This window comes from Methylophilus sp. Q8 (assembly GCF_000800115.1).
Classification (GTDB): Bacteria; Pseudomonadota; Gammaproteobacteria; order Burkholderiales; family Methylophilaceae; genus Methylophilus.
Genome location: NZ_JUHE01000001.1, coordinates 2,263,276 through 2,280,764 on the forward strand (window position 1 = coordinate 2,263,276; position 17,489 = coordinate 2,280,764).

Consider the following 17,489-nt stretch of genomic DNA (forward strand, 5'->3'; position numbering starts at 1 on the left):
ATCTTCATCAGCGGCGTTGGACTGCGCTTGCCGTGCCATATGCACTGTCTGCGCTTGTCCGCCTTGCTGTTGAAGTTTTTGAATCATTCAAAAGAATAGAAAACCCAAGGAGAAGTCATGGACGATTTAAAGCAACGCGCGCTGGATTACCACCAGTTTCCCAAACCAGGGAAACTGAGCGTGGAGTCGTCCAAGCCTTGTGCCACGCAACAGGATTTATCGCTGGCTTATACGCCGGGTGTGGCCGAGCCAGTGCGTGAAATCGAGGCAGATCCGGCCAATGCCTATAAGTACACCAATAAGGGTAATCTGGTGGCAGTGATTACCGATGGCACTGCGGTGCTGGGTTTAGGCAATGTGGGAGCGCTGGCAGGCAAGCCAGTCATGGAAGGCAAGGGCGTGTTGTTCAAGCGCTTTGCGGATATTGATGTATTTGATATTGAAGTCAATGCCGCGACGCCGGATGAATTTATCCAGACCGTGGTGAATATTGCGCCGACGTTTGGCGGCATCAATCTTGAAGATATTGCTGCGCCGCACTGTTTTTATATTGAAAATGAATTAAAGAAACGCCTGGATATCCCGGTATTTCATGACGATCAGCATGGCACGGCCGTGATTGTGGCAGCCGCTTTGTTGAATGCGCTTGATCTCCAAGGCAAAACGTTGCCCCGCGCCAAAATTGTGTTTTTAGGCGCGGGTGCAGCGGGTTGTTCCTGTGCCAAGCTGCTCAAGTTAATGGGTGCCACCAACATCACCATGGTCGATCGCAAGGGGGTGCTCGATTACAGCCGCGACGATTTACATGATAACAACCGCGAGTTGGCAATTGAGGTTGGCAATATCAAAACGCTGGCAGATGCCATGCAAGGGGCGGATGTGTTTATTGGTGTCTCGGCTAAAAATGGTTTGCCACCAGAACTGGTGCCACTGATGGCCGCGAACCCGGTCATTTTTGCCCTGGCCAATCCTGATCCTGAAATCCTGCCCAGCCAGGTGTTTGCCTTGCGTGATGACGTCATTATGGCGACTGGCCGTAGTGATTTCCCTAACCAGGTCAATAATGCCTTGTGTTTTCCTTACTTGTTCCGTGGTGCACTGGACGCACAGGCAAAACAGATTACCGAGCAGATGAAAGTGGCGGCTGCCAAAGCGCTGAGCCAGTTGGCACGTGAGCCTGTGCCACCACAAGTACTGGAGGCCTATCAGTTACAGTCTTTGTCGTTTGGTAAAGACTACATTATCCCCAAACCATTTGATCCACGCTTGATGGAATACGTGGCCGGTGCCGTGGCGCGTGCGGCCAATGCAGGTGAGTAAGAGTTATTTAGCATGATTGTAAAGAAGCAAAAAAAACAGCGCCCAAAGAATCTGGATTTATTGACCATCCGCTTGCCGGTGAATGCGGTGGTGTCGATTCTGCATCGCGCCAGCGGGGTGGTGCTGTTTCTGATCCAGCCGCTGTTGTTATGGACCTTGTATTTGTCACTGTCCAGTGCGCAAGGCTACGCCACCGTGGCTAAGCAACTCGCGCAATGGCCGGTGAAGTTGTTGATCACCGCCTTGGCATGTGCTTTCTTCCATCATTTTTATGCGGGCATCCGCCACCTGGCTATGGATGTGCACTGGATGACGACGTTACAAAAAGCACGCTTCTCCAGCCGGGTGGTGTTGTGGCTGGTGGCAGTCACCATGGTGTTTGTGATCTGGGCGATTTGGGTGAGAGGCTAGCATGTTGTTTGAGTTACTGACGGCCAAATACCCAGGCATGCGCCGCTGGCTGACACAGCGCTTGTGTGCACTGTCGATGGCGGTTGTTTTGTTGCTGCTATGGTTGCGAGTGATGTGCTTGTCGCCACAGGATTACAGCGAGTGGCAGGCCTTGTTTGCACCGCTTTGGTGGCGTCTGCTCTCGGTGTGGTTTTTTGCCTGCATGCTGTTGCATGCCTGGTTAGGCGTACGTGATGTGTTGCGCGATTACGTGCCGCATTTAGGTATCCGGGCCGTGCTGCAATGGCTGGTGAATTTCGCAGTATGGGGCAATGCCATAGCGGTGATATGGATTTTATTTGGAATGAATTTTTAAGGTGAGTGGCATGGCTGGTCTAACTAATATGACAGGTGCAAGCAATATCCAGCATCATCAGGTGGATGCCGTCATTATTGGCGGCGGCGGTGCCGGCTTGCGTGCCGCGCTGCAACTGGCTGAGTCGGGCGCTGATGTGGCCGTATTGTCCAAAGTATTTCCGACGCGCTCACATACGGTGGCGGCGCAAGGCGGTATTGCGGCAGCCCTGGGTAATGTGTCTGATGACAATTGGCTGTGGCATATGTATGACACCATCAAAGGCTCGGACTACCTCGGTGATCAGGATGCGATTGAGTTTATGTGCCGCAATGCAGCCAAAGCCATTATTGAGCTGGAGCACTTTGGCATGCCGTTTGACCGTCTGGAAAACGGTCGCATTTTCCAGCGTCCGTTTGGTGGCATGACCCGCAATTTCGGCGAAAAACCGATTTCACGCACCTGTGCCGTGGCTGACCGTACTGGACATGCCATGTTGCACACGCTGTATCAGCGTAACGTGCAAGCCAATACGCAATTTCTGATCGAATGGTTTGCATTGGACCTGATCCGTGATGCGGACGGCGATGTGCTGGGGGTGATTGCCCTGGAAATTGAAACCGGTGATATTCATGTCATCCATGCCAAGGCCACAATGTTGGCGACGGGTGGCGGTGGCCGTATTTTCCAGGCCAGTACCAATGCTTATATCAATACTGGTGATGGCCTAGGCATGGCCGCACGCGCGGGCCTGCCACTGCAAGATATGGAGTTCTGGCAGTTTCACCCGACCGGTGTATTGAATGCCGGTGTGCTGATTACTGAAGGCGTGCGTGGTGAGGGCGGTTACCTCGTAAATAGTGAAGGCGAACGCTTTATGGAGCGTTATGCGCCCAGCGCCAAAGATCTGGCCAGCCGCGACGTAGTGTCGCGTGCCATGGCGACTGAGATTAAAGAAGGCCGTGGCATAGGCAAACACAAGGACGCGGTGTACCTGAAACTGGATCATTTGGGTGAAGACATTATCAGCAAGCGTTTACCTGGCATCCGCGAAATCGCTAAAACCTTTGCCGGGGTTGATCCTACCAATCATCCTATTCCTGTGGTGCCGACTGCGCATTACATGATGGGCGGTATTCCAACCAACCTCGATGGCCAGGTGGTCGTGCATGATGGCCAGTCTGAACGCGTGGTCAATGGTTTGTATGCAGTGGGGGAGTGCGCCTGTGTGTCGGTGCATGGGGCCAATCGTTTGGGCTCGAACTCTTTGCTCGACCTGGTGGTATTCGGGAAAGCCGCGGGTGACAAAATGGCAACCGATATTGCAAGCAGCAAAGCGCATAAACCATTACCAGCGCATGTTGCTGATCCCACGCTGGCACGTGTAAACCGGCTGGAAAGTGATGGTCACGGTGAGAGAGTGGCCGAGGTTGGTCTGACCATGCGCCAAACCATGCAAAAGCACTGCGGTGTGTTCCGCTTCCCCGAGTTACTGGAGGAGGGCGTCAGTGCGATTCAGCAAGTCGCCCAACAAGCACAGCACTTAAGAATTACCGACAAAAGCAAAGTCTTTAATACCGCGCGCGTCGAAGCGTTGGAATTGGATAACCTGATGCAAGTGGCACTGGCCACCATGCAAGCCGCGCATGCCCGTCAGGAGAGCCGTGGTGCCCATGCACGTGAAGATTATCCTGATCGTGACGATGCCAACTGGCTCAGTCATTCGCTGTATTTTGCCCACGAGCAAAAACTGGCTTACAAGCCAGTGCGCCTGCAACCATTGACCGTAGAAACATTTGAGTTAAAGAAAAGGGTGTATTGATATGCGTTTTTCCATCTACCGCTTTAACCCTGATGTCGACAAAAAACCCTATATGCAGGACTACGACGTCACGCTGGAAGACAGCGACCAGATGTTGCTGGATGCCTTGATGCGGATTAAAGAACTGGATGAATCACTGAGCATGCGCAAATCCTGTCGTGAAGGCGTGTGCGGCAGTGATGCCATGAACATTAATGGCAAAAATGGCCTGGCCTGTATCACCAAACTCAGTGAGTTACAGGAGCCTGTAGTATTGCGCCCCATGCCTGGTTTGCCGGTGATTCGCGACCTGGTCGTCGATATGACGCAGTTTTTTGATAACTACCACTCGGTGATGCCCTATTTGCAAAACCATGACACGCCGCCAGACACTGAACGCTTGCAAAGCCCGGAAGACCGTGCCAAGTTGGATGGTTTGTATGAGTGTATTTTGTGTGGCGCCTGTACCACCTCTTGCCCGAGCTTTTGGTGGAATCCGGACAAGTTTGTCGGCCCGGCTGGCCTGATGCAGGCCTATCGCTTTATTGCCGATAGTCGCGACCAGGAACAGGATGCACGCCTGGAAAACCTGGAAGATCCATATCGTTTGTATCGCTGCCACAACATTATGAACTGTACTGATGTGTGCCCGAAAAAACTCAATCCGAATGCGGCGATTGCGGCGATTAAAGATCTCAAGATTGAAAAGGCCAAGGCGCATAGCGAAGCCAAGTCTGGCAAAAATGGGCCCGGCAAGAAGATCTTTGGTATCAAGGTGTTATAGGAGCGACGTATGTTGAATGCTGAGATTTTACGGGAAGCAGAGCAGCGGCGCCTGGCCTGGCGTTGCCGCCGTGGCATGCTGGAGCTGGATATTGTGTTGCAACGTTTTGTCAGCGAACACTTTAGCGGACTGACCCTGGCGGAAATGGAGCAATTGGATGCTTTGCTCGAGCTGCCAGACAACGTGTTCTGGGATTTGATCCAGGGTGTGAATCCGCAACCCGCGGCAACACAGTCCGCTGCCATTCTTGAAAAATTAAGAGCAAGCCGGCCCACGGCAGAACAGGAAACCGCATGAGTCAGCACATGGGAGAAGAGCCAATTGCACTGGATGCTAGCGCATTGGGAGATTACTGGCCAGGGATACAGTTGTATTACCCACCGGTGAAATATGCGCCCAGCCTGGGCATTTATGAAGACATGGAGCAGGCGGCCAACCGCATGGTCAAGCATGCGCATTTCACCAATGCGCATACGCTGATTTTTGACCTGGAAGATGGCTGTAGGCAGAAGGAAATGAGCCGTACTTTGCTGCGCCAGGAGTTGCCCAAGCTGCGCAAGGTGAATGAACGCGTGACCATTGCCATCCGTGCCAACTCTTTCCGTACCGACGAGTACGAAGAGGATATGAAGCTGGTGCGCGACATGGGCGAGTATATCGACGTTGTCATGCTGGCCAAGGCCGGTGAGTCCTACGGTGCGGCTGAGGTGCGTGATCTGTCCAGCTTTTTGCTCAGTATCAATCCGCATATCACCATACAGCCGATTATCGAGCACCCGAAGTCGCTCAAAATTGCGCCGGAGTTGATGCAATACGACACGGTTAAACACGTGGTGTTTGGTATTCATGACTTCTCCAAAGCGCTGGGCATACATATCACGCCCGAGCACTGGATTGAAGAACTGTTTTACTTTATCAACCAGTTGATTTTTGAGGCCAGGATCGCCGGTAAAGGCGTGATTGGCGGTGTGGAAACCCTGATTGGCAGCAACATCATGCCGGATAAGTTTGTTGAGCCACACGATGTGCGCCGCTGGCTGGATTTGCATGGCGATAACGAGTCGCGTGTGGTCTATAAACATGCCTGCCAGGAAGCTGCCATGGGCCTGACCGGCAAGCAGGTGATACATCCTGGTCATATCCATTTGTGTAAAACCGCTTATACACCGTCGCCGACTGAAATTAACCAGAAAGTGGCTATTTTAAAAGCGGCGATTGAGGCGGATGCCTTGCTCGGTGGTGCGATCAAATTCGATGGTGAAATGCTGGATCCACCCATGTTTGGTAAAGCCTTGCAGACGCTGTTGCGCGCGCATGCCTTGCGCACCTTAAAAGTGAGCGACATGGAGTTTGCATTGCATGTATTGCAGTTGATGCCGGCGCAAGTAGTGCGACAAAACTGGCCCTACGGCATTTTGTTATAGATCAATGACTGCGCGGGCGAATCACTGCGTTGCGCGGTACTCGAAATCCTCATGTACTTTAAGTACATTCCGGTTTCTGTGTTCCGTGCGCCTTGTGCTTCATCCCGCTCGCGTATTGATACGCGTATTGAAAGATTTAAAAAAAGCATTTTCAAAAGAAATGCAAAATCAGCATCGCATAAACCATGCATGCACAGAGCGAATGGAAAGGTTTGAACATGACACAGTTGGCCCCTTATCCACAATGGCAATGGGAAATCCCTGAATTTTTCAATATCGGGGTGGCGTGTAGTGATCGCCACTTGGGCACGCCAAAAGCCGATGAAATTGCCATGATTGTGGAAGATGACACCTTTGGCACCAGTGCTATCACCTTTTCCGAGCTGGCAGCCAGGACGGATCGCTTTGCCCAAGTGTTGCGTGAGCTGGGTGTGCTGCCGGGTGACCGTGTCCTGATTCGTTTACCTAACAGCCTGGATTATCCGACTGCTTTTTTAGGCACGATGAAAATCGGTGCGATTTCGGTGCCGACTTCAACATTGTTGACTGCGGAAGAGGTGGCTTACCTGTCCAAGGATTCAGGTGCCGTGGTGCTTGTTACCGATGCCGCTGCCTGGGCGAGTATGTCTGCCAAGATGCAGCAGAATATCTCGCAAACGCCTAATCTGAGACACATTGTATTGACACAATTGCAAGGTGCGGTTGAAGATTCGACCGTATTCAATGTGTTGTCACTGGAAGCTGCATTAGCTACTGTGCAGCAGCTTGCGCCAGCTTATGCCACGCGTGGCGAAGATGCCGCCTACCTGGTCTATACCTCCGGTACGACCGGGTATCCCAAAGGTGTATTACATGCGCACCGCGCGTTGCTGGGTCGCCAAACGGCTGCGCAATACTGGTTTAACTATAGCGACACTGCCCAGGACCGTATCATGCATTCCGGCAAGTTTAACTGGACCTATGTGCTGGGTACTGGCCTGATGGATCCCTTGTACCTGGGTAAAACGGTGATTGTGCATGAAGGTAAAAACGATGCGCAAAAATGGCTGGAGTTGATTGCGAAACATGGGGCGACCATTTTTATCGGTGTGCCAACGATTTACCGGCAGTTGTTACAAAAAACCAAGGCTAGCCAAGCAGATATTCCCAGCGTGCGCCATTTTATGAGCGCAGGTGAGCATTTGTCAGACGAAGTGCTGACGCAATGGCGTGAACGATTTGGCTTGGATATTTATGAAGCCGTAGGCATGAGTGAGTTTTCTTACTATCTGTCGCAAAGCGTTTTCCGGCCCATTCGTGCCGGTTCGGCGGGCTTTCCACAGCCTGGTCACGCCATTGAGTTATTGAACCCTGAAACACTTGAGCCCGTGGCAGAGGGCGAGGAGGGGATGATTTGCGTCCCTGACACCGACCCTGGCTTGTTTCTTAATTACTGGAACCTGCCCGAAGAAACCGCCAAATATAAACACGATGGCTATTTCTTTACCGGCGACTATGCCAAATACGATGCAGATGGCTATATCTGGTTCCTGGGCCGCAAGGATGACATTATCAAGAGTTTTGGCTATCGCGTGTCGCCGTACGAGATTGAGCGCGTGTATAAAGGCCACCCAGCCGTGGCAGATTGTGCGGCTGTGGGCGAAGAGCTTGAAAAAGACAAATTGCTGGTGGTGATTTATGTCATCCCCAAACCGGATGCCGAGATTGCGCCGGAAGAATTGATGGCGTTTGGCAAACAGCATTTGGCCGCTTACAAGGCGCCTAAAACTGTGTATCTGGCCAAAGAGTTTCCACGCACCAAAAATGGTAAAATCTTGCGTAAAGATGTAAGCCCCGCCATTGCCTATTTAAAAAGCAATGCCCGCTGAAAGATGCCTGGTTGAAGAAAATACAATGGCCCTGATTAAAACCCAAGACTTTATCGAGAGTGTTGCTGATGCCCTGCAATATATCTCTTATTATCACCCGGAAGACTATATCCAGGCGTTGGCGGCTGCCTATGAAAAAGAAGCCTCTCCTGCCGCCAAAGATGCCATTGCTCAAATTCTGACTAATTCGCGTATGTGCGCCGAGGGTAAGCGCCCCTTGTGCCAGGATACCGGGATTGTGGTGGCCTTTATCAAGGTAGGCATGCAGGTGCGTTTTGAAGGCGATATGACGCTGGAAGAGATGGTCAATGAAGGCGTACGACGTGCTTACCTGCATCCAGACAATATGCTGCGAGCCTCTATTGTGAACGACCCGGCAGGGGCACGCAAAAATACGCGCGATAATACGCCAGCCATTACCCATGTTGAGATGGTGGCCGGGGATACCGTCGATATCCAGATTGCGGCTAAAGGTGGCGGCTCTGAAAATAAATCGAAACTGGCGATGCTCAATCCTAACGAAAGCATTGTCGATTGGGTGCTGGAAGTGGTGCCAGAAATGGGCGCAGGTTGGTGCCCGCCCGGTATGCTGGGCATCGGTATTGGTGGCAGTGCTGAAAAAGCCATGTTGTTGGCCAAAGAGTCACTGATGGCGTCGATTGACATTCAGGAGTTGCAGGCACGCGGTGCACAAAACCGCATTGAAGAGCTGCGGCTGGAGCTATATGAAAAGGTCAATCAATTAGGCATTGGGGCGCAAGGCCTGGGCGGCCTGACCACCGTGCTCGACGTGAAAATCCTGGATTATCCGACGCATGCAGCCAGTCTGCCGGTGGCGATTATTCCTAATTGCGCGGCAACGCGCCACGTGCACTTTACGCTGGATGGCTCTGGTGTGGCTGAACTGACGCCACCGAATCCTGATGTGTATCCTGACGTGCATTGGGCGCCGAGCCCACAAGCCAAGCGCGTGAACCTTGAAACCGTCACGCGCGCAGAAACACAAACCTGGAAAACTGGTGATACCTTGTTACTGACCGGTAAAATACTGACCGGGCGTGATGCTGCGCACAAACGCATACAAACCATGCTGGCCAAGGGTGAGCCGCTGCCTGTTGATTTTACCAATAAGTTTATTTATTACGTGGGCCCAGTGGACGCCGTGCGTGACGAAGCCGTTGGTCCTGCTGGCCCCACCACGGCGACGCGCATGGATAGTTACACCGATATGATGCTGAACACCGGTTTGCTGGGCTCTATCGGTAAAGCCGAGCGGGGTGAAGAAGCTTTGGTCGAAATTGCCAAGCACAAATCGGTTTACCTGATGGCGGTGGGTGGCGCGGCTTATCTGGTGAGCAAGGCGATTAAAAAGTCACGTGTATTGGCTTTTGAGGAATTAGGTATGGAAGCCATCTATGAGTTTGAAGTGGTGGATATGCCAGTGACGGTGGCGGTGAGTGCAGATGGGGAATCTGTGCACCAGACCGGGCCGGCACAATGGAAAAAAACCATTGCTTTGCATGCGGTATAAATAACAGGCCTGCAATGTGAGCGACATCACTGAGGCCAGGCACGAATTGGGGAAATATACGTCATACTACTAAGCGTCATTATGGAGTGAGTATGATAAAAATAAACACTGGGGTAATTTGGTTCACAGCCGGGTTGGCAGTAGGTATTAGTTTGCCTGCGCATGCCGAATCCGCCCTGGAGTATTTTACCGATAGCACTGGCCGTTATAGCGGGCCAACGCTGGAAGACCAGGTGGCATTGATGGATAGCGATCACAACGGTTTTGCCGATGTGTTTGAAGTGCGTGCCTACCTGGAAAAACAGCACGGCAAGGGCTATCAGAAAGAATTACTGGATAAATGGGAATCGTCTGCTTACGGAAAAAGTTGCAGTACGCCATTTGCCAAAGAGTTATATGGAGACAGTAACCGCTGACAAGATAACGGTGACATGGAGCAGTGTTGTTTTGTTGCTGTTGGCGGCGGTCATTTTGATCAATTGCCGGAATGTTACAAGCAGTTAACATTCTGGTGAATGGACTGGATTATAATCAAGTGAGAAGAATCCTCGCGGCCTGTGGTTAACACCAGCCCATTCCCCGACTTTAGTTTTTTTGATAGAGCCTACATCATGTTACAAGCATACGAAACCCACGTAAAAGAGCGCGCCGCGCAAAACCTGCCTCCATTGCCCCTGAATGCGGAACAAGTCGCCGCATTGGTTGAACTGTTGAAAGCCCCGCCTGCGGGCCAGGAGGCTTTACTTGTCGATTTGCTACAAAACCGTATTCCGGCGGGGGTTGACCAGGCTGCTTATGTGAAAGCCGCTTTTCTGGCTGATATTGCCAACAGCCAGGCCAATTCACCTTTGGTCAGCGCTGAAAGAGCGGTTGAATTGCTAGGCACCATGCTTGGTGGTTACAACGTACAGGCATTGGTTGCTTTGCTGGATACGCCGATGGCCGCCCATGCCGTGACAGCGCTGTCGACGACGATTTTGATGTTTGACGCGTTTCATGATGTCGACGCCAAGATGAAGGCGGGTAATGCGCATGCCAAAAAGCTGATTGAGTCCTGGGCAGCTGCCGAGTGGTTCACCAGTAAACCTGCGCTGGCAGAGGCCATCAAAGTGGTGGTGTTCAAGCTGGATGGCGAAACCAACACCGATGATCTGAGCCCGGCACAAGACGCCTGGAGCCGCCCGGATATCCCGTTGCATGCGAAAGCCATGTTGATTAACCGCATGGCCGATGGTTTGACGACGATTGAAAGCCTGAAGCAAAAAGGCTTGCCATTAGCCTATGTCGGTGATGTGGTTGGTACCGGTTCCTCACGTAAATCGGCGATCAACTCTGTGCAGTGGTGGATGGGCGACGATATTCCATTTATCCCTAACAAACGTACCGGCGGTGTGGTGATTGGCAACAAAATTGCGCCCATTTTCTTTAATACCGCTGAAGACTCCGGGTCTTTGCCGATTCAGTGCGATGTTTCCAAGCTGAACACGGGGGATGTCATCGTGATCAAACCTTTTGAAGGCAAGGTCTTGTCAGAAGCCGGGGAAATGCTGGCTACATTTGAAATGAATCCAGTGACCCTGGCCGATGAAGTGCGTGCCGGTGGTCGTATCCCACTGATTATTGGCCGTGGCCTGACTGCCAATGCGCGTAAGGCATTGGGTTTGGGCGACACGGATACCTTTATCAAGTCTATCCCGGCGAAAGATACCGGCAAGGGTTACACGCTGGCGCAAAAAATGGTGGGTCGTGCCTGTGGTTTGCCTGAAGGCTTTGGCGTGCGTCCAGGTACTTACTGTGAGCCCAAGGCGACGACGGTAGGCTCACAGGACACCACTGGCGGCATGACGCGTGACGAGTTGAAAGAGCTGGCTTGTCTGGGCTTCAGTGCCGACCTGGTGATGCAGAGTTTCTGCCATACGGCTGCGTACCCAAAACCAGTGGATATTAAATTGCAACATGAGTTGCCTGAGTTTATGTCCAGCCGTGGTGGTGTGAGCCTGCGTGCTGGTGACGGCGTGATCCATTCCTGGCTCAACCGCCTGGTGTTGCCGGATACGGTGGGTACGGGCGGTGACTCGCATACCCGCTTCCCGATTGGTATCAGTTTCCCGGCGGGCTCCGGATTGGTTGCATTTGCTGCGGCAACCGGTGCCATGCCGCTGGATATGCCAGAATCGGTCCTGGTGCGCTTTAAAGGTGAAATGCAGCCTGGTATCACCTTACGTGACCTGGTCAACGCCATTCCTTATGCGGCGATCCAGGAGGGTACGCTGACGGTGGGCAAACAGGGCAAGAAAAACGTGTTTAACGGCCGTGTGCTAGAAATTGAAGGCCTGCCAGACCTGAAAGTCGAACAGGCGTTTGAGTTGGCGGATGCCTCAGCCGAGCGTTCTGCCAATGGATGTACCGTGCTGTTGAACAAAGAGCCAGTGATTGAGTTCCTCAATTCCAATATCGTGCTGATGCAGAATATGATCGAGAATGGTTATGCCGATGCACGCACATTGGAACGTCGTATCGCCAGCATGAAAGCCTGGCTGGAAAAACCGGAACTGTTGCAGCCGGATGCGGATGCTGAGTATGCGCACGTGATTGAAATTGACCTTGCAGATATTAAAGAGCCATTGGTGGCTTGCCCGAATGACCCGGATGATATCAAGCCATTGACCGCGGTGGTCGGTGACAAGATTGACGAAGTGTTTATCGGTAGCTGCATGACTAATATCGGCCATTACCGCGCGGCAGGTAAAGTGCTGGAAGGCGCTGGTGGTATTCCAACCCGTTTGTGGATTGCGCCACCTACTCGTATGGACGAGGCACAGCTGCGTGCCGAAGGCGTGTATTCAACTTTTGGCGTGGCAGGCGCACGGACTGAAGTGCCAGGCTGCTCGCTGTGTATGGGTAACCAGGCACGTGTGGCTGACAAGGCGACAGTATTCTCAACCTCTACGCGTAACTTTGATAACCGTATGGGTAAAGACGCGCGCGTGTATCTGGGCTCTGCCGAGCTGGCCGCCGTGTGCGCCAAGCTGGGCCGTATGCCTACGGTGCAAGAGTACCTGGACACCCTGGGTAGCAAACTGACCAATACAGCAGAGATTTACAAATACCTCAACTTTAACCAGATGACCCAATATGCAGGCTCTTTGGAGAATGTGAAGAAAGTCATTCCGATTCAAGAAACCGCCTAACAGTTGATGGTTTAAGACACAACAAAGGGAGCATTCGCTCCCTTTGTTGTTTTTAAGGCAGGACATATCCTTGCAACTGTAAAACCTGAGAGGCTCTCTCACCGCGACCTTCTGTTTTGATTATGATGTACTGGCTGACGTCAACGATTCGATGTACATGCACGTCAATACCACTGATTCAATTCAACAGATTTTTAATGTCCAAGGAGAAACTCATGAAACCGTTCGAACAAGGGTTGGTTAATTATCAACAACGTTTACTGTCACATGATTACGGTCAGGTATTTTGCCGTTTTGATGCAGAGCAACAGGCGTTATGGAGCTATATACATCAACCACAGCGCATTCCGTGCATCAATCATGAGTTACTCATGAGCTTGCATCAGCACCATGCGGATATCCAGCGCAGTGGTGGCTATGTCCAGACTGACAGCGAGACAGTACTGCCGATCCGTTACTCTGTGTTTGCGTCAGCCACACCGGGCTATTTCAATATGGGCGGTGACTTGCAGAAAATGGCTGCCGCTATCCGCTTGCAAGACCGGGCGCAATTGCAGGCCTATGCCAAGCTGAGTATTGATGTGGTTGCACAGCGCGCATTCCGTTTCCAGCTGGACCATGTGACCAAAATCTCGCTGCTGCAAGGCGAGGTGCTAGGCGCCGGTATTGAGGCGGCCATGACCAGTGATGTACTTATCGCTGAAAAGCAATCCGTGTTCTGCTTTCCTGAGCTATTTTTCAACATGATTCCTGGCATGGGTGCTTACAGCTTTATTGCACGTAAAGCCGGCATGGCGGTGGCCGATAAAATGATTCTGGGTTGCGAGCGTTACACGGCTGAAGAATGCCTGCAAATGGGCCTGATTGACATCGTAGTCGAAGAGGGCGAGGGTGAGCAGGCCGTGCAAGACTTTATTCACAAAAACAATAAGCGCGCAGAAGGCTTTTTGTCTGCGCAAAAGGCCAAGGCCAGAATCAATCCTTTAACCTACGACGAGCTTAAGGATATTGTCGATGTATGGGTAGAAAATGCCTTACGCCTGACAGAGCGTGATCTCAAGGTGATGGATAGGTTTTATCGCGCGCAGTCACGTTTGTTCCCAAATGAAGCGCTTGCTAGTGAGGTTGCACCGCAACAGCCGCTGGTGTTACCAACAGATCATCATATCGCAGTGAATCAGTAGTGTGCAGCAGAGCAGGTGCCCGGCTATTTATGCGAGCGTTTGGATGAGAGCTTGCTGCGATGTTGTTGCAGTTGCGTGCGCGTCTCTTCATAACAATCCGCAACGGCCTGATAAAGGCCGGAAATAGTCTGGGCATCTTCCATGCTCAATCCCAATAAACGGCGGCTGAGTTTACTGAGTGGAATCAAGCCCATGTTGGCAGATTCACCGGCCAGCTCATGCGCCAGTTTATGTACCTGCTCGAAATTTAAATCAAGGCTTGCTGTCCCGAGCGCGCGTAGCAATACATCGGTCGAGTCAATAAACTCTGTGATGAGTTTGTGTAAAAACGCTTCACCCCCACCCAGTTTTAACAAGTGCGCCATACGGTCATCATCCAGCAATGGTTCAACCGTTGGAATGATGTTGGCAATTTTAGGGATGGGTACAGACGCGGGTTTCCCGGTTCTCATTGGTGAGTGTGGTGACCGTGCGTCTACAAATGTGGGTTCCACCGGAGCGGCCGTTAATGGCACTTCAGGCGACGTGGCTTTAGGTTTTTTGCGTCTGACGGGCGCCACTTGCGCAACCTGTTCAGTTTCAATGGTGCTTGCAATGGCTTCAATCAGGCTTTGAATTTGTCTTGAGACCACTGGCTTGGTCAATACCTGATATACCCCAGCGCGCAAACAGCGGTCTTGTGTGGTTTTAGTCGCATCTGCCGTCAGGATCACGGTTCTGATCGGTTTGCTGCCAGGCAGGGCGTTGTGGATATTAAACACCTCAAGGCCATTCATTTCTGGCATGTTGTAGTCCAGAATCATCAAGTCAAACTGGTGATGTTCCAGCGCATCCAGTGCGGCATCACCATTGTCTACCGCTTTCACCACACAGTGCATTCTTTGCAGTGTTTCATTCAGAATCAAGCGGTTGACCACATTATCATCAGCAATCAATACACGAATTTTCTTGCGGAATTTGGTGTGGCTGCTCAACGGGACCACATTTGACTGGCCATCCAGATTGATTTCGTTCACCGCCTGCGGTGCGGGTGCCACTGCATGTGTCAGCGGCAGGCTCACTACAAAGGTGGTGCCGACATTTTCCTGGCTGGCGACACTGATTTTACCGCCCATGACTTCGACCAGTTGCTTGGCAATAGAGGTGCCCAGGCCAGTGCCACCATAGCGTCGGGTAATGCTGCTGTCCGCCTGGGTGAAACTATCAAAAATCAGCGGCAAAGCATCACTTTTAATGCCTATGCCGGTATCTCGAATACGGAAGCTGAGCTTACTCATGTCGGCATGGCCTTGTACGACGCTGACCACTACGTCGACGCCGCCATGCTGGGTGAATTTAATGGCATTGGCGATCAGGTTGGTTAATACCTGCTCGATGTGGTGCATGCTGCCGACATAGTGACGTTCGACAAGAGGATCCAGGTGGAATCTCAGCCACAATTGTTTGCGTTCGACTTCAATCTGGAACATCAGGTGCAAACGCTGAATCAGGTCAGGCAGGAAGAAGGTGATCTCCTCCAGTTCGACTTTGCCTTTTTCGATTTTGCTAATGTCCAGCACGTCATTGATCAGCTTTTTAAGGCTAGAGGCTGACGTGCCCACCATTTTAAGCAGTTCGGATTGCTTGCTATCCAGCTTGGTTTGCGCGATTAACTCACTGGCACCAATAATGCCGTTAAGTGGGGTACGCATTTCATGGCTGATATTCGACAGGAAATTGGTTTTCGCCTCACTGGCTTGGTCAGCCTCTTTGGTCGCTTTTTCCAGGCTGACCAGCAAACGCAATGCATGCGGTGGAATCAATAACAGGGTCAGTAAAAAGCCGTAGGCTAAATGCTGGTGCTGGTTCCAGTAGGGGTTTAAATACAGGGTAAGACTAAAGCCGATCAGGCTGAAGACGTAACAGCCTTTAAAAAACTTGGTGCCGTAGCGCAGGCCATAGCCGATGATGAGCCAGAGGTAAATACCGATAAATACGCCTGCCATGGCGCCTGAAATCATTTGTTCAAGTGAGGTCGCCGTAATGTCCATCACCATCGCTGTCCACTGGCGCTTTTCATTTTTTTGTGGATTTTGCAGGATGTTATACAACATCAAAAAGCCCAGGCACAAATAAATCAGGCAAAGTAATACGGGCTCGAAGCTGCTGTGATTGACGAGGAGATAGAGCGTGATAAAGCTGACGAAAGCAACACGGATAAGAGCCTGCTCAGTTTCATAACTGATAGACTTTATTTCTGTCACTTTCTGCTTTAACTGTCTAACGAAATCTCGCATGCTTAATCATGTTTCAGGGTTATACGCTTACTCGATACTTGCGCAGGGAAAATCTAATCTTTAATTGAAAATCTAACCTATATTGATAGTTAACGGACTTTTCTTAAGATAACTTAAATTTTAGCAGGCTCGATTTGATTATCAAAGAAAGTTTACTTTTCACAACGCAAAATAATAGTGTGGTTGACGGCATCTGTGATAAAAATGCCGATATTCTTGCCTTATTAACGATTTATCTGCATGACGAACCCTATTGATACAGAGCAACCCTCGAGATTGTCGCGCTGGCTGGCGCGTAGCCGCATGATATTGCCGATTTCCTTTTTTGTCGGTGGTTTTGTCTGGGATGCCATTACCATCGGCAAAAAAGTGGCGCTGTCCGATATGGCGATCTTTGCCGGCTATTTGTTACTGGCAGCGTTGCTCATGTACCAGTTGGCCGAGCCTTCTTCTTCCGTCAGGCGTATGGGGGAGCGCTTGTTACGTTGGCAATGGTTGCAAAACAGGGTTTCTAGCTGGCCAGTGCAAGATTGGCCTTACTGGATATTGCAGTTTTTGTTTGGCAGCCTGCTCAGTGCCTTGTTCATTCTCTATTTTAAAAGTTCCAGTTATGGCCTGGCATGGGTCATCACGTTGGTATTGGGCGTATTGCTAGTCGCCAATGAGTTTATGGAGGGCGAATACAGACGCTTAAGTTTGTGCTGGAGCATGTTTGGCCTGTGTACCATTTTGTGGTGCAACTTTGCTTTTCCGTTTTTGTTTGGCAGTGTGCATGCGGCCTGGTTCTATTTGAGCACGGTGTTGGGTGCTACGGTCACCTATGTCTTATACCAGCGTGCACCACATCATGCAGGCCGTATCTGGCCGGTGTGGGTGATTGCAGGGTTGTTGATGCTTGCCTACCGTGCAGACATGATTCCGCCGGTGCCGCTGGTCAAGCAAGCGGTTGTGGTGGCTTATGACCTGGAAAAGTCACCGGAAGGTTACTGGATGACTGTTGAGAAATCGCCCTGGTGGCAGTTCTGGCGCGTGGACAGAGACCATTTTTACCTGCAACCCGGGCAAAAGCTGGTGTGTTTTTCGGCGGTGTTTGCGCCACAAGGCCTACAGACCAAACTGTTGCATGACTGGCAGAAGAAAGTGAAAGGGGAGTGGGTCAGTGTCTCCATGCCTGGCTTCTCGCTCACTGGTGGCCGCGATAGCGGCTACCGCGGCTATACCTACAAAACAAACCTGACCGCAGGCGAGTGGCGGGTGCGTATCCAGACCGCTACCCGGCAAACAATTGCTGTGAGCGCATTTAATGTTTCTGTGAGCACGACTTTAGATCCGCAACATCGTACACGTATCCGCTATTAATGCCTG

General features: G+C 51.4%; 14 protein-coding genes. 13 read left to right on the forward strand and 1 reads right to left on the reverse strand.

Translation table 11 applies throughout. From position 1 onward, the window contains the following. The first annotated feature begins 117 nt into the window (after window positions 1-117). From GQ52_RS10750 to GQ52_RS10805, 12 genes are all read left to right on the forward strand, one after another. Complete coding sequence (locus tag GQ52_RS10750) at window positions 118-1,320, forward strand: malic enzyme-like NAD(P)-binding protein (RefSeq protein WP_047517606.1); 1,203 nt, start codon at window positions 118-120, stop codon at window positions 1,318-1,320. Between the two features lie 12 nt (window positions 1,321-1,332). After that, window positions 1,333-1,731, forward strand: a complete 399-nt coding sequence (gene sdhC / locus GQ52_RS10755; protein WP_047517609.1) for a succinate dehydrogenase, cytochrome b556 subunit — start codon at window positions 1,333-1,335, stop codon at window positions 1,729-1,731. Between the two features lies 1 nt (window position 1,732). Beyond that, the gene (sdhD, locus tag GQ52_RS10760) at window positions 1,733-2,086 is read left to right on the forward strand and encodes a succinate dehydrogenase, hydrophobic membrane anchor protein (RefSeq protein WP_019882586.1); all 354 of its coding nucleotides are present in this window, start codon (window positions 1,733-1,735) and stop codon (window positions 2,084-2,086) included. A 10-nt stretch (window positions 2,087-2,096) separates the two neighbouring features. Further along, the gene (gene sdhA, locus GQ52_RS10765) at window positions 2,097-3,887 is read left to right on the forward strand and encodes a succinate dehydrogenase flavoprotein subunit (protein WP_047518702.1); all 1,791 of its coding nucleotides are present in this window, start codon (window positions 2,097-2,099) and stop codon (window positions 3,885-3,887) included. Between the two features lies 1 nt (window position 3,888). Then, on the forward strand, window positions 3,889-4,650 hold the full coding sequence (locus GQ52_RS10770) for a succinate dehydrogenase iron-sulfur subunit (protein WP_047517611.1): 762 nt from the start codon (window positions 3,889-3,891) through the stop codon (window positions 4,648-4,650). A 9-nt stretch (window positions 4,651-4,659) separates the two neighbouring features. Further along, window positions 4,660-4,947: a succinate dehydrogenase assembly factor 2 gene (locus GQ52_RS10775; protein ID WP_047517614.1), complete on the forward strand. Its 288-nt coding sequence runs from the start codon at window positions 4,660-4,662 to the stop codon at window positions 4,945-4,947. Further along, window positions 4,944-6,074, forward strand: coding sequence for a CoA ester lyase (locus tag GQ52_RS10780; protein ID WP_047517616.1), 1,131 nt, complete (start codon window positions 4,944-4,946; stop codon window positions 6,072-6,074). The genes GQ52_RS10775 and GQ52_RS10780 overlap by 4 nt, the downstream gene beginning before the upstream one ends. Window positions 6,075-6,292: 218 nt before the next feature. Next, window positions 6,293-7,942 carry an acyl-CoA synthetase gene (locus GQ52_RS10785; protein WP_047518704.1) on the forward strand — a complete coding sequence of 550 codons (1,650 nt, stop codon included), beginning with the start codon at window positions 6,293-6,295 and terminating at the stop codon, window positions 7,940-7,942. A 25-nt stretch (window positions 7,943-7,967) separates the two neighbouring features. Continuing rightward, window positions 7,968-9,473 carry a fumarate hydratase gene (locus tag GQ52_RS10790; protein WP_047518706.1) on the forward strand — a complete coding sequence of 502 codons (1,506 nt, stop codon included), beginning with the start codon at window positions 7,968-7,970 and terminating at the stop codon, window positions 9,471-9,473. A 92-nt stretch (window positions 9,474-9,565) separates the two neighbouring features. Then, on the forward strand, window positions 9,566-9,889 hold the full coding sequence (locus GQ52_RS10795; protein ID WP_024931063.1) for a hypothetical protein: 324 nt from the start codon (window positions 9,566-9,568) through the stop codon (window positions 9,887-9,889). A gap of 195 nt (window positions 9,890-10,084) precedes the next feature. Beyond that, window positions 10,085-12,664 carry a bifunctional aconitate hydratase 2/2-methylisocitrate dehydratase gene (gene acnB / locus GQ52_RS10800; protein WP_047517619.1) on the forward strand — a complete coding sequence of 860 codons (2,580 nt, stop codon included), beginning with the start codon at window positions 10,085-10,087 and terminating at the stop codon, window positions 12,662-12,664. Window positions 12,665-12,879: 215 nt separating this feature from the next. Beyond that, entirely contained in the window at window positions 12,880-13,848 is a 969-nt protein-coding gene (locus GQ52_RS10805; protein WP_047517622.1) for a crotonase/enoyl-CoA hydratase family protein, read from the forward strand. Between the two features lie 23 nt (window positions 13,849-13,871). On the opposite strand, the gene GQ52_RS10810 is transcribed toward GQ52_RS10805, so the two are convergent. Beyond that, window positions 13,872-16,124 carry an ATP-binding protein gene (locus GQ52_RS10810; RefSeq protein WP_047517624.1) on the reverse strand — a complete coding sequence of 751 codons (2,253 nt, stop codon included), beginning with the start codon at window positions 16,122-16,124 and terminating at the stop codon, window positions 13,872-13,874. A 240-nt stretch (window positions 16,125-16,364) separates the two neighbouring features. Here GQ52_RS10810 and GQ52_RS10815 point away from each other — a divergent pair, with 240 nt between their 5' ends. Beyond that, on the forward strand, window positions 16,365-17,483 hold the full coding sequence (locus tag GQ52_RS10815; protein WP_047517626.1) for a DUF2914 domain-containing protein: 1,119 nt from the start codon (window positions 16,365-16,367) through the stop codon (window positions 17,481-17,483). The last annotated feature ends 6 nt before the right edge of the window (window positions 17,484-17,489 follow it).

Coding starts and splice junctions, on each gene's coding strand:
- GQ52_RS10780 (WP_047517616.1), top strand. CDS start 4,944: ATGAGTCAGCACATGGGAGAAGAGCCAATTGCACTGGATGCTAGCGCA.
- GQ52_RS10810 (WP_047517624.1), bottom strand. CDS start 16,124: ATGCGAGATTTCGTTAGACAGTTAAAGCAGAAAGTGACAGAAATAAAG.
- acnB (WP_047517619.1), top strand. CDS start 10,085: ATGTTACAAGCATACGAAACCCACGTAAAAGAGCGCGCCGCGCAAAAC.
- GQ52_RS10775 (WP_047517614.1), top strand. CDS start 4,660: ATGTTGAATGCTGAGATTTTACGGGAAGCAGAGCAGCGGCGCCTGGCC.
- sdhA (WP_047518702.1), top strand. CDS start 2,097: ATGGCTGGTCTAACTAATATGACAGGTGCAAGCAATATCCAGCATCAT.
- GQ52_RS10785 (WP_047518704.1), top strand. CDS start 6,293: ATGACACAGTTGGCCCCTTATCCACAATGGCAATGGGAAATCCCTGAA.
- GQ52_RS10770 (WP_047517611.1), top strand. CDS start 3,889: ATGCGTTTTTCCATCTACCGCTTTAACCCTGATGTCGACAAAAAACCC.
- GQ52_RS10750 (WP_047517606.1), top strand. CDS start 118: ATGGACGATTTAAAGCAACGCGCGCTGGATTACCACCAGTTTCCCAAA.
- sdhC (WP_047517609.1), top strand. CDS start 1,333: ATGATTGTAAAGAAGCAAAAAAAACAGCGCCCAAAGAATCTGGATTTA.
- GQ52_RS10815 (WP_047517626.1), top strand. CDS start 16,365: ATGACGAACCCTATTGATACAGAGCAACCCTCGAGATTGTCGCGCTGG.
- sdhD (WP_019882586.1), top strand. CDS start 1,733: ATGTTGTTTGAGTTACTGACGGCCAAATACCCAGGCATGCGCCGCTGG.
- GQ52_RS10795 (WP_024931063.1), top strand. CDS start 9,566: ATGATAAAAATAAACACTGGGGTAATTTGGTTCACAGCCGGGTTGGCA.
- GQ52_RS10805 (WP_047517622.1), top strand. CDS start 12,880: ATGAAACCGTTCGAACAAGGGTTGGTTAATTATCAACAACGTTTACTG.
- GQ52_RS10790 (WP_047518706.1), top strand. CDS start 7,968: ATGGCCCTGATTAAAACCCAAGACTTTATCGAGAGTGTTGCTGATGCC.